Annotated in this window: 12 protein-coding genes; 6 read left to right on the top strand and 6 right to left on the bottom strand. The window is 46.0% G+C overall.

Annotated elements, in window-relative coordinates; genetic code table 11:
- Positions 1 to 2: 2 nt before the first annotated feature.
- From LZG75_RS05655 to LZG75_RS05675, 5 genes are all read right to left on the bottom strand, one after another.
- Positions 3 to 899 carry a branched-chain amino acid ABC transporter permease gene (locus LZG75_RS05655; RefSeq protein ID WP_233923904.1) on the bottom strand — a complete coding sequence of 299 codons (897 nt, stop codon included), beginning with the start codon at positions 897 to 899 and terminating at the stop codon, positions 3 to 5.
- A gap of 64 nt (positions 900 to 963) precedes the next feature.
- Complete coding sequence (locus tag LZG75_RS05660; RefSeq protein WP_233923905.1) at positions 964 to 2,202, bottom strand: ABC transporter substrate-binding protein; 1,239 nt, start codon at positions 2,200 to 2,202, stop codon at positions 964 to 966.
- A gap of 48 nt (positions 2,203 to 2,250) precedes the next feature.
- On the bottom strand, positions 2,251 to 3,516 hold the full coding sequence (locus LZG75_RS05665) for an FAD-dependent oxidoreductase (protein ID WP_233936079.1): 1,266 nt from the start codon (positions 3,514 to 3,516) through the stop codon (positions 2,251 to 2,253).
- Between the two features lie 7 nt (positions 3,517 to 3,523).
- Positions 3,524 to 3,979 (bottom strand): VOC family protein, encoded by a 456-nt coding sequence (locus tag LZG75_RS05670; RefSeq protein WP_233936081.1) that lies wholly within the window; start codon positions 3,977 to 3,979, stop codon positions 3,524 to 3,526.
- Positions 3,979 to 4,659 (bottom strand): TetR/AcrR family transcriptional regulator, encoded by a 681-nt coding sequence (locus LZG75_RS05675; RefSeq protein ID WP_233923908.1) that lies wholly within the window; start codon positions 4,657 to 4,659, stop codon positions 3,979 to 3,981. Before LZG75_RS05675 ends, LZG75_RS05670 begins: the two co-directional genes overlap by 1 nt.
- A gap of 110 nt (positions 4,660 to 4,769) precedes the next feature.
- Here LZG75_RS05675 and LZG75_RS05680 point away from each other — a divergent pair, with 110 nt between their 5' ends.
- Genes LZG75_RS05680 through LZG75_RS05700 form a run of 5 tightly spaced genes read left to right on the top strand, consistent with a single transcriptional unit; the run spans position 4,770 to position 9,835 of the window.
- Complete coding sequence (locus LZG75_RS05680) at positions 4,770 to 5,243, top strand: CoxG family protein (RefSeq protein WP_233923909.1); 474 nt, start codon at positions 4,770 to 4,772, stop codon at positions 5,241 to 5,243.
- Positions 5,240 to 6,097 (top strand): FAD binding domain-containing protein, encoded by an 858-nt coding sequence (locus LZG75_RS12320; protein WP_233936083.1) that lies wholly within the window; start codon positions 5,240 to 5,242, stop codon positions 6,095 to 6,097. The genes LZG75_RS05680 and LZG75_RS12320 overlap by 4 nt, the downstream gene beginning before the upstream one ends.
- A 41-nt stretch (positions 6,098 to 6,138) precedes the next feature.
- Positions 6,139 to 6,624 carry a (2Fe-2S)-binding protein gene (locus LZG75_RS05690; RefSeq protein ID WP_233936085.1) on the top strand — a complete coding sequence of 162 codons (486 nt, stop codon included), beginning with the start codon at positions 6,139 to 6,141 and terminating at the stop codon, positions 6,622 to 6,624.
- Positions 6,608 to 9,004, top strand: a complete 2,397-nt coding sequence (locus LZG75_RS05695) for a xanthine dehydrogenase family protein molybdopterin-binding subunit (RefSeq protein WP_233936087.1) — start codon at positions 6,608 to 6,610, stop codon at positions 9,002 to 9,004. Before LZG75_RS05690 ends, LZG75_RS05695 begins: the two co-directional genes overlap by 17 nt.
- A 54-nt stretch (positions 9,005 to 9,058) precedes the next feature.
- Entirely contained in the window at positions 9,059 to 9,835 is a 777-nt protein-coding gene (locus tag LZG75_RS05700) for a 3-hydroxybutyrate dehydrogenase (RefSeq protein WP_233923913.1), read from the top strand.
- 2 nt (positions 9,836 to 9,837) lie between these two features.
- Here LZG75_RS05700 and LZG75_RS05705 read toward each other — a convergent pair whose 3' ends face one another.
- On the bottom strand, positions 9,838 to 10,761 hold the full coding sequence (locus tag LZG75_RS05705; RefSeq protein ID WP_233924083.1) for a hydroxymethylglutaryl-CoA lyase: 924 nt from the start codon (positions 10,759 to 10,761) through the stop codon (positions 9,838 to 9,840).
- 154 nt (positions 10,762 to 10,915) lie between these two features.
- On the opposite strand from LZG75_RS05705, the gene LZG75_RS05710 reads away from it, so the two are divergent.
- Positions 10,916 to 11,512 (top strand): urate hydroxylase PuuD, encoded by a 597-nt coding sequence (locus tag LZG75_RS05710; protein ID WP_233923914.1) that lies wholly within the window; start codon positions 10,916 to 10,918, stop codon positions 11,510 to 11,512.
- The last annotated feature ends 44 nt before the right edge of the window (positions 11,513 to 11,556 follow it).

Here is an 11,556-nt window from a genome sequence, read left to right on the forward strand (position 1 = left end):
ATTTAACCCATTAATCCGGCTTTACCGAACAGACCTTGTGGGCGAATAATTAGCACTACTGCCATCAAGACAAAAATGGAAAGTTCGGCCAAATCGGGCGCAAATAGTGAAGTCATACTGTACACAATGCCCACTAGTAAGCCGGCAACCACGGCGCCAACGGGTGAACCCATACCACCTACAACTGTCACCACAAAAGACTCGGCCAAAATAGGAATACCCATTTCAGGATTAACCGAACGAGTGGGTGAGGCTAAGATCCCCGAGAGGCCTGCAATAGCCGTACCAACTGCAAATACTAACAACCAAACCGTGGCAATATCAACGCCCAATACCTTAAGGATTTCTTGATCACGTGAACCTGCTTTAATAATTAAGCCATAGCGGGTTTTTTGAATAAATAACCAGATGCATAAAATAATGACTGCGGTAGCCAAGATTAAAAAAAGTCGGTATTTGGGAAAGTAACCAAAGCCCACATTTACTGAGCCGCTAAGGCCCTCGGGGGTAATTGACGGCATACCCTCAATACCAAAAATAATCCGAGTCAATTCAATTAAGACATACGAGAGACCAAAGGTGAGTAGCAGAGGGTAATCAATGCCACGACCATACATGGGGCGCACCAAAAAGCGCTCGGTGATTAAGCCCATTACACCAGTAATAAGTGGGACTACCAGCAAACTAAACCAAAAGCTGCCTGTAAGGCCCAAAAAATAAACCCCTAAAAATGCACCGACCATAAAAAAAGCACCGTGAGCAAAATTCACGACGGTTAGCATGCCAAAAATTAAGCACAGACCAAGCGCAAGCAAAGCATAAATACTACCCAAGGCAATCCCCGTCAACAATTGCATGCAGAGTAGGTCGAGGGTTAATCCAGTCATGACGTTTGACATTAAAAAACCGATACCCAATTCAAGCTTTGAGGGTATCGGCCTTTCATTGGCTGCAGTTTTGTACTTAGGCTTTAAATCCTAGCTCAGCACAGCTACGCATATTCTCTTCCGAGACTGGATCAATCTGCAAAATATTAAAGACGTCGTACTTATCTTTCATATTTTTTGATTTTGAGTCGATTAGAATGACCGACTGTACTGCCTGATGATCGCACTTGCGGTAATACTCTGGTCCTTTGTACCAATCATATTTTAATTGTTCAAGCGCTGTAATCACTTTTGCGGTATCGGTAGACTTCGCATTTTTAATGGCTTGTAAGATACTACGAATTCCTGAATATCCTAGAGCGCCATAGTCGGAAGGAACTGCTCCACCATAGGCTTTACGAAAACGATCATTAAATATCTTGGCACTGGGAATACGATCTTCCAGACCCCAGTAATAAGAAGTGCCGCCCATGATGCCTTCAAAGGCCTCTGGGCCTCCTGCTTGCCGCGCCGTGTAGAGCAGCACTGGGGTAACAATTTTCATACTGTTCTTTAGACCAAAGTCGGTGCATTGCTTAGCGGAGTTAACTAGATCACGACCAAAGTTACATAACACCAAAATATCAGGATTTAAGGCTTTAATCCGTGGTAAGAAAGCGGAGTAATCTGCTGCGCCAAGGGGGTGACGAATATCAGCCAAGGTAGTTGCCCCCATCTTTTTACCCGCCCGTTCAAAAGCACGCACCATTTCGTGACCATAGGCATAGTCAGCAGTGAGAAAAACAATTTTTTTACCAAAGCGGGGAATCGCATAGCGGGCTACAGCGCCTGCAGTCATGGTGGGATTTAATGCCTCATGAAAGGTATAGATGCTCCAATCTTTTACTTCATTAATTGCATCAGACTGACTAATCGAGTTAAAAATGACTTTACGCTCTTTACAAACTGCATTAATTGAGAGCTGAGTAGCGGCAGATAAGGAGCCCACCACATAATCGACTTTATCTTTTTCAATTAACTCAAGAGTGCGAGTAGCAGCTTCACCAGGATTTAATTTGTCATCGCGAACCAGTAATTCCGCTTTGCGACCATTAAAGCCGCCAGCCTCATTAAATTCTTTAATCGCTAACTCGGCAGCTCGAGCTTGATCTTGCGCTTCTGCAGAAAAGGGTCCGGTTAAGGGGGTTGGAAAACCAATCTTAATTGGCGCTGCCTGTGCTTTGGCAATATTGAACCAAAATGGTGTCGAGGCAACAGCTGCGCCACCGATTAGCAATTTGCGACGCTGGGGATTTGTGCTTGGTTTGCGGCTCATGGTGTCTCCTTCATAAAAACGTTTTATATTGAAATGAATAACTATTTTTTAAATCTTAACTGAATGCTGGAATTCTTGTGGTACAGCCTTACCTGCTGCTAATAATTGACTAATATCAACTGCGGTTTCAGACATCACTGTAATAGCATTGCGTTTTACGGCAGTAGCTGATAGTTCTGCTGAATTTCCTTGCTTGCCTTGAGACTGCATATACCGCCCAAGGTACTGCGCCCGCTTTACTACTTGTTGGCCCAGTGTAAGGCGGGAATTTTCATAGGCCAGCAAGGCTTGCGGGGTTGCCCCAAAGCTGGCAATACAGCTGGTGATGACACGCGCTTCATCCCCGGCTTTGGTAACCCCCATACCGACATGTGGGCGACCAACAAAGGCCGCATCACCCATCAAGGCAACGCGATTAAAAGCAATTTGCTGCGAATAGACGTCATAAATAGCTTGCAAAAAAGGTTGCGGGGTTTTTTCGGTTACTTCGGCAAATTGTGGTGCCAAAATCGCCCGCGCGGTTTCCCGCATATGCGCTATGTGGCGCCAGGCAACTTTAGCCGGAGGAATGCCCAAGGGATAGGTTATGCCATCAGTATCGGTGAGTAATTCAGTAAGCTCACTAGTCGAGTCAGCGGGTCGATACCAGACAAAGTTATAACGGCGCTTACCAGCACGCGTGTCGTTACCTGATCCTGCTACTGGATAACCGAGCATTTGCTCGCCACTCGGTAAGCAAAATCCGAAGTAATTGAAAAGACTTGAACGGGTGTAATTTGATAACACGCTTTCATCGCAAACCCCGCGCCAAGCAATGTAACCAGCATATTCGGGCTGCACCATGGGCGCAAGTTGGGCCCGCACTCCCGAGCGAATTCCATCAGAAGCAATTAAGAGTTCAGCCTGGTATTCACTTTTATCTTCACAAGTAATTTTTACAGCACTAGCGGTTTGACTCAGGCAAATTATTGTTTTGCCTTGTAAATATCGCTCAGGTGGAAATTGATTTTTCAGTAGGTGGTAAAGCCTACTCCACGAAGTTAAGACTTGCGGTAAGAGCATCTCGTCGAGACAGTGCCCATCTTCGGCTAAAGTCACCCTTTTATTAACCTGAACGCCGAGTGATTCATTCACTGGCACGCCTGCAATGATGAGTGCTTCTGCCAGCGCATCATGGGTAACAATCCCCGCGCCACGTCCATCTAGCGAGCCTAAGGCCTTTTCTAAAATAACTACATCATGACCTTGGCGAAGTAGCATATTGGCGACAAACAGACCGCCTAGAGAGCCGCCTGCGACGATTATTTTTGCCATTGATGGGTTAGCCTTGCGCATCTAAAGCGGTTTTTTCAGCAGCTGGATAATTCAGTTCAATGACAATACCATTAGGGTCATCAAGAAAAATTTGGTGCAACTTTAAGACAGGCACAGTTCGTTCGCGATAGGGTACTGCCAGGGTTTTTAATTTTTTCAGCATAGCGCCTAAGCCAGCAGCTAAAAAAGCAATATGATCAATGGCCCCTGAGCCTTGTAAAGAGGTAAAGTCACGCTCACCTAAATATTTTTTTAAGCCCTCTGGATCATTTTTATCGATCGCGATAAGGTGCAGAACTGCATTGTTGTAATCATTATCTGCACCGCTATATAGCCACACACCGGGAAAAGGAAAATCAGGGCGCGGGCCTTTTTTTAAATCTAAAACTTGGGAATAAAAAGCCACCGTTTTTTCAATTTCTAAACTACGAATAGAGAAATGATTCAAAATTAATTGCGCCATCATGACCTCGCTGAAGATGTAAATAGATTTTGGGCAGACAAAAGATAGGAATAAATTCGATCCTTAATAATTGCTTCATCGGTCTGTGGCGACGTGGGGCTGTAAATCGCCTGGCCATAGATCCACCGCCGAATACCAATGTAAAAAATACCGCCGTGCAAGCCCATTAGCAGCTCGAGTTCACGGTTACTTGGTTTAGCGCGGGTATTACGGTGGCAATATTTTCGTGTTTCACGAATAAGGCGAGGAATTAAGCGCGAGCGTAAGGATTCGAAAAAGCGATCACTAATGGCGTGGTCGCTTAAGCCCGAATAAATGAGAATGCGCACAAAGTCGTAAGTGAGCACACTAGCGGTGTAATCGAGATAGAAGGCATTTAACTTGGCCTCGGGTAGTTGTGTTTTATCATCTAGTAGATCTTCCCACTCGGTTTTCCAACGCCGCTCAAAAACCTCTTGATAGACTTTTTTAATCAGTGCATCTTTGGTGGGAAAGTAATGATATAGAAGGGTGTGGGTAATACCCAGTTCATCTGTAAGGTTACGTAATTGCCCATCCATCCCATAGCGAGCAAAAAATTGGATTGCCCCATCAATAATTTGTTTATGACGATCAACCGTGCTCATCCGTCGCCGCAGGGCAGGTGGCTTATCTAAAACTCCGCTAGTGATGAATTCCATGCCTTTAAGGGTTTATCCTCATTTAGTCTTATTGACCAAAGGTTCAATAATGGTTCATTGTTGACCACTTGGTTGATAAGACTCTATTCGTATAAACCCGAGGAGATTGAATGGAACTCAATGGCGAGCAGTTTATTGCTGCTTCTGTGCCCGTTGTTTGGCGGGGCTTAAATGACATTGCAGTACTGGGAAAGGCAATTCCGGGTTGTGAATCCATTGAGCGAATTTCGCCTGAAGAAGTTCACGCTAAGGTGATGTTTAAGATTGGCCCCGTGCGTGCTCGGTTCGCTGGCAAGCTGTTGCTTTCTGAAGTAGTTGAAGAAAAATCGTGTGCACTGGCTTTTGAAGGCTCGGGTGGAGCCGCTGGCTTTGCCAAAGGACGCTCGCGCGTTGAATTAAGTAATGCTGAAGGAGGTACCTTAGTGAGCTTTACTACCGAGGCCTCAATTGGCGGTAAGTTAGGGCAAATTGGCGGGCGCTTAATTAGTGCTTCAGCAAAAAAAATTGCAGATGATTTTTTTCAAGCTTTTGCTAAAGAATTAAATCCCCTTGCTAATGAAATTACCGATGGGGGCGTAGCGTGAAAGCAGCAGCGTTTGATTATATTAAGGCGCAATCTGTTCCCGAGGTATTGGCCTTAATGAGCGAGCATGGTGATGATGCCCGTTTAATGGCTGGTGGCCAAACATTATTGGCTACCTTGAATATGCGCTTATCAGAGCCCCAGTTATTGATTGACATTACAGAACTGACTGAACTAAAAGGCATTGAAATAATTGGCGAGCATTTGTGGGTTGGCGCTTTAGTTACGCATACTGAAATTGAAAACGCCGCCCTAGTAAAAAAATATGCGCCGATTTTATGCGCAGCAGCTCCGCATATTGCCCATCGGGCTATTCGTAATTTAGGTACTTGGGGCGGCTCATTAGTGTATGGTGATCCAGCAGCCGAGTGGCCTGCTTGCAGTATTGCCGTGAATGCAACCATGGTAGTGCGAGGCCTGCAGGGCGAGCGCCGCATTCTAGCAAGCGATTTTTTTGTCGATTTATATACCACCGCCTTGGCGCCTGATGAAATCTTAATGGGCACTGAAATTCCGCTGGCAAATGCGAAACAGGTTTTCTCTTTTCAAGAATTAGCGCGACGGCATGGCGATTATGCTGTGGCAGGCTTAGCTGCGGTAGCAAAAAAAACAGGCCAAGTTTTTAGCGACTGCCATTTTGTTTTTTTCTCCGTAGCGACAACGCCGGTAGCTGCGGTGCAAGCGCAAAGCCTAGTTAATGACCAAGCGGTGAACGCCGAATTAATTGCAGCAGCAGTTGCAGCAGCGCGTGCGGAGATTGAAACCATGGAAGATATTACCAATAGCGCCGCAGCCAAAAGTCATTTAGTCGGTGTGCTACTTGAGCGGGCTTTAAAAAAAATGTTAGCTGAGTAAAGATGAGCAGCTTGCACTTGAGCTAATTAAGGAAAAGAAGAATGAATCCAAAAATTCCGATTGAAATGATAGTGAATGGAAATAGGGTCCAGGCTGAAATTGAACCACGCCGTCATTTGGTTGATTTCTTAAGGGAAGATTTGGGCTTAAAGGGCCCCCATTTGGGTTGCGAGCAAGGTGCCTGTGGCGCATGTACGGTTCGGGTCAACGGCCAAATTGTGCGTGGTTGCTTGTATTTAGCAGTGCAAGCCAATGGCAAAGTGGTGGATACCGTAGAGGGCTTAACTGCACAAGGCGCATTAACTGAACTACAAGACGCTTTTATGCGGCGCAATGCCATGCAATGCGGGTTTTGCTCGTCTGGCATGTTGCTGGCGGCAGCGGAATTGATTGAACAGCAACCACAAGCAACCCGCGCCGAAGTGCGCGAATGGATTTCTGGTAATTACTGTCGTTGTACTGGCTACCATTCGATTGTGGATGCCATTATGGATATACTGGAGGCGCAGCGTGAACAAACCGAATGATCTGGCGGGATTAGTACTCGATCCTGTTACTGCCGACCAACGCTACATTGGCGAGAGTGAACCACGCCATAGTGCCAAACGCTTATTAGAAGGCCAAGGCACCTATGTTGATGATCTACAGTTTCCGCGCATGGGTCATGTGGTGTATTGGCGTTCACCAGTAGCACATATGCGCATTATTCAAATCCATTCTGCCGCAGCACGCAATCTGCCTGGCGTTTTAGCTGTCGTTGATGGCGTGCAAATGGCGACCATTTGCAAACCTTGGGTGGCCACTTTAAGTCATTTAGCAGGGATGAAGTCGGCCCCACAACATGCTTTAGCGATTGAGCGCGCATGCTGGCAAGGCGAGCCCGTAGTAGCAGTGGTCGCAGAGTCTCGTGCGCAAGCCGAAGATGCTTTACAACTGATTGAGGTGGAGTGGGAGGAGTTACCCGCTGTGGTCTCGATGTTGACAGCTTTAGATCCTGCAACACCCTTGATTCATCCTGAGCTAGGCGATAACTTGTGTTTTACCCGCAGTTTAAATGTGGGTGAGGTCGACGCACAATTTGCCGCTGCAGATGTCATTGCTGAAGCTACCTTTGGTTTTGGTCGCCACACTGGTGTAACCCTTGAGCCTCGTTGTCAAATTGCCGATTACAACCCAGGCGATCACCGCTTAACGGTTTATCACTCGCAACAAGCGCCGCATATGATGCAAGATTTATATTGTCGTCAATTTGGTTTGGCTGAATCCGATGTACATGTCATTTGTAAAGATGTTGGTGGTTCATTTGGGATTAAAGTCCACGCTTATCCCGATGATTTCGCAACAGTTGGCTTAGCTATTTTATTAGGGCGCCCGATTAAGTTTGTGGCTGATCGCTTAGAATCGTTTACCAGTGATATTCATGCCCGTGAACATCAAGTTAAAGGTCGCATTGCTGCTACTAAGCAGGGCGATATTTTGGCTTTCGAAATTGACGACTTAACGGCCATTGGCCCCTATTCAATGTTTCCTAGAACCAGTGCAATTGAGGGCAATCAAGTAGTGAATTTAGTGGGCGGCCCCTATAAGCATCAACACTATCGGGCGCAACTGAGTGTCGTATTTCAAAACAAAACCCCCACGTGTCAATACCGTGGCGTTGGTCATCCCATCGCTTGCGCTGTCACTGAAGCTTTGGTTGATTTAGCGGCTGAAAAATTACAGATGGATCCGTTGGTTTTTCGCCAGCGTAATGTGATTCCCGATGATGCCTATCCATGCTCGGGGGCCTCGGGAATTAAATTCGAAATTCTCTCGCATGAACAGTGTTTGCGCACCATTGAAAAAATGATGAATTACACAGAATTACGCCAAGAGCAGGCCACACTCCGAAAAAAAGGAATTTATCGCGGCATTGGTTTTGCCGCCTTAATTGAATTAACGAACCCGAGCGCCGCATTTTATGGGGTTGGTGGTGCCCGCATTGCGTCGCAAGATGGTGCCACAGCTAGACTCGACCCTTCGGGTGTGGTGAGCATCATGGTAGGTGTTGGTGAACAGGGGCAGGGCACCGAAGGTATTTATGCCCAAATTGCCGCTGATGCCGTGGGAGTACCGATTGCTGATGTGCGGATTATTACTGGTGACACTGCCGTCACACCCTATGGGGGTGGCACTTGGGCATCTCGCGGTGCGGGTATTGGTGGTGAAGCAGTATTGTTAGCAGCTCAGGCTTTGCAAGAAAATATTTTACGATTAGCCGGTGCTATTTTGCAGCGCGATACCGCCGAATTGCTGGTGCGGCGTAGTCAAATAATTGATAAAGCCACTGGCCAAGCAGTGCTGCCGTTTTCAGAAATAGGGCGTATTGGTTACTTCCGAACCGATACCTTACCAAATGATTTTAAAGTGGACCTCATGGTGACTCGTCATTATGCGCAACGTGATTATCCCTTTATTTTTACGAATGGTGTACAAGCTTCTTACGTTGAAGTAGATCTCGATACTGGATTTGTTACTTTACTAAAGCATTGGGCAGTTGAAGATTGTGGTCGAGTATTAAATCCAATGTTAGTTGATGAGCAAGTGCGCGGGGCTATTGTGCAAGGAATTGGCGGCGCACTCTATGAGGAGTGTCTTTATGATGACAGTGGCTTGTTGCGTAATGGCAATATGGCTGATTATTTAGTCCCGATGGCCAATGAAATGCCCGATATTGAAGTGGCACATGTCCAAACCCCGACTGCCTCTTCTCAATTAGGCGCTAAAGGTGCGGGTGAAGCGGGCACTGCTGGCGCGCCCGCGGCAGTGATGAATGCCATTAATGATGCCTTAATGCCATTTAAAGTTAAGGTATTTGAGCAGCCCATTACCTCGGAAAAAATTCTGCATGCATTAGGAAAAATATAAGTTTTTTAAGTCCTGTACCATTGCTTATCTTTATATTTAATTGCGAGAATAATGATGTCTTTTTTAAGCGGAAAAATTGCTTTAGTAACTGGCTCAACTAGTGGCATTGGATTAGCTATTGCGAAAGCCTTGGCACAGCAAGGCGTTCACGTCATGATGAATGGTTTTGGTGAAAAAGAAGCTGCGCTTGCCGAGGTTAAGGCTCATGGAGTAGATGTAGATTATCACGGTGCTGATATGAGTAAGCCTAAAGAAATCGAAGACTTGATTCTGACAGTTGAGAAACGTTTTGGTGCGCTTGATATCTTAGTCAATAATGCTGGCATCCAGCATGTCGATAAAATTGAAGATTTTCCGGTGGAAAAGTGGGAAGCGGTGATTGCGATCAACCTTAGTTCAGCGTTTTATGCGAGCCACTATGCTTTACCGGCAATGAAAAAACGCAACTGGGGTCGGATTATTAATATTGCTTCAGTCCACGGCTTAGTAGGCTCAGCAGAAAAGTCAGCTTATGTTGCTGCTAAGCATGGAATCATTGGCCTAACAAAAGTAACTGCCTTAGAAAATGCGCGCACTGGCATTACTTGTAATGCAATTTGCCCGGGCTGGGTGCTCACACCCTTGGTACAAAAGCAGGTTGATGCGCGCGCTGAACGTGAACATATTTCAAATGAAGCCGCCAAAATTGCCTTGGTTTCGGAGAAGCAGCCTTCAGGAGAGTTTGTCAAGCCAGAGCAGCTGGGTGCGCTAGCTATCTTTCTCTGTGGACCAGATGCTTCTGAAGTGAGGGGTGCCGCTTGGAATATGGATGGCGGATGGGTAGCGCAATAAAACTACGGTTGCTGAGGCGCCGAATGAAGTCGATCCACTTTCCCTGCCATCAGTAATTGGCTAGGCAGTTTTCGTCCAATCAAGGTTTGCAAATCATTCGAGCATTCCAACAGAAGATCTAAATTCATATTGGTATCGTAGCCCATTAAATCAAACATATGCACTAATTCTTCGGTGCAAATATTGCCAGTTGCACCTGGTGCGTAAGGACAACCGCCCAAGCCACCGAGGGAGGAATCAAAGCGCACAATGCCGGCCTCTACTGCAGCCAGGGCATTAGCCAGCCCCATGCCGCGGGTATTGTGAAAGTGTAAGGTCCACTGGATATGCGGATATTTATCTTGGACCGCGTAGCAAACGGCTTTGACTTGCGCCGGATTCGCCATCCCAGTGGTATCGCATATCGTTAGGCCGCGTACCCCTAAGTTAGCGAAGTAATCTACCCAATGCATCAGGTCTTTAAGGCTGATTGCGCCAGCAATAGGGCAACCAAAGCTTGTGGATAAAGAAACGTTACTCGCAATACCTGCTTGATTAGCAAATGCAATGACCGCATGTAGGGCTGCAGCCGAATCGCTACGGCTCATGCGCAAATTGGCTTGGTTATGCGCTTCGCTTGCGGACATTACTAAATTAAACTCATCAACATGAACGGCCCCAGCTCTTTGGGCGCCTTTTAAATTTGGAATGAGGGCGGTGTACTCAATTCCTGGATTACGTTTGATGCCTTGCATCACTTGTTCGGCATCTGCCAACATCGGAATCGCTTTGGGGCTAGTAAATGAGGTCACTTCAATTTTCGCGTAACCGGCATTACTGAGGCGATTAATAAGCTGGATTTTTTCAGCCGTTGGCACAAACTGAGACTCAGCTTGAAAGCCATCACGCGTCACAACTTCCTGGATAAACAGGCGTTTAGGAGTCATTTTCAAGAGGAACAATGAAGGTTAGAAAGGTCTAAGTATCTATTTTAATTAAGAATAGCGGATTTCTGTAGTTTTCGTGCCGCGGAAGATATTCTCTGAATCGTTTATAGTTACTTCGAATCAAACCGATTGTTTATAAACAGGAGAATTTTAGATGGCTTCAATTCTGACTTCATTAGGGCGTACGGTATTAGCCGGCTTCATCCTTTTGCTGATTATCATTTTTGCATTAGGCGGCTTTGCTGGTAATAGCTGGACCTTGTTTACTTTTCGATGGTTGCATGTCACTTCAGGGGTCATGTGGATTGGCTTGCTGTGGTACTTTAATTTTGTCCAAATTCCGTCGATGCCCAAAATTCCGGATGAGCAAAAGCCCGCAATTAGCAAAGTCATTGCCCCAGTCGCTTTATTTTGGTTTCGCTGGGCTGCTTTAGCAACGGTGGTAACAGGCTTATTAGTCGCGTTGATTAGTGGTTACGCTCATCAAGCATTTACCTTGCAACCTGCTTTCCGTGCAATTGGTTTAGGTATGTGGATTGCCTTAATTATGGCCTTTAATGTTTGGTTCATCATTTGGCCCAATCAAAAACGGGCACTGGGCATTGTGACCGTTGAACCTGATGTCAAGGCAAAATCGGCACGCGTTGCGATGTTAACTTCACGTATTAATACCGTACTATCAATTCCAATGTTATTTTTGATGAGTGCGCAGTCACATAACCAAGGTTGGTTTATCGCCATCATTTCCTAAGTTTTAAGTCTTTAAAGATTTAATTGCTAAAAAACCCACCGCAG

The sequence above is a fragment of the Polynucleobacter sp. IMCC30063 genome (assembly GCF_021395235.1).
Taxonomy (GTDB): Bacteria; Pseudomonadota; Gammaproteobacteria; order Burkholderiales; family Burkholderiaceae; genus Polynucleobacter.

Coding starts and splice junctions, on each gene's coding strand:
- LZG75_RS05660 (WP_233923905.1), bottom strand. CDS start 2,202: ATGAGCCGCAAACCAAGCACAAATCCCCAGCGTCGCAAATTGCTAATC.
- LZG75_RS05680 (WP_233923909.1), top strand. CDS start 4,770: ATGGAACTCAATGGCGAGCAGTTTATTGCTGCTTCTGTGCCCGTTGTT.
- LZG75_RS05690 (WP_233936085.1), top strand. CDS start 6,139: ATGAATCCAAAAATTCCGATTGAAATGATAGTGAATGGAAATAGGGTC.
- LZG75_RS05705 (WP_233924083.1), bottom strand. CDS start 10,761: ATGACTCCTAAACGCCTGTTTATCCAGGAAGTTGTGACGCGTGATGGC.
- LZG75_RS05665 (WP_233936079.1), bottom strand. CDS start 3,516: ATGGCAAAAATAATCGTCGCAGGCGGCTCTCTAGGCGGTCTGTTTGTC.
- LZG75_RS05700 (WP_233923913.1), top strand. CDS start 9,059: ATGTCTTTTTTAAGCGGAAAAATTGCTTTAGTAACTGGCTCAACTAGT.
- LZG75_RS05675 (WP_233923908.1), bottom strand. CDS start 4,659: ATGGAATTCATCACTAGCGGAGTTTTAGATAAGCCACCTGCCCTGCGG.
- LZG75_RS05655 (WP_233923904.1), bottom strand. CDS start 899: ATGTCAAACGTCATGACTGGATTAACCCTCGACCTACTCTGCATGCAA.
- LZG75_RS05710 (WP_233923914.1), top strand. CDS start 10,916: ATGGCTTCAATTCTGACTTCATTAGGGCGTACGGTATTAGCCGGCTTC.
- LZG75_RS05670 (WP_233936081.1), bottom strand. CDS start 3,979: ATGGCGCAATTAATTTTGAATCATTTCTCTATTCGTAGTTTAGAAATT.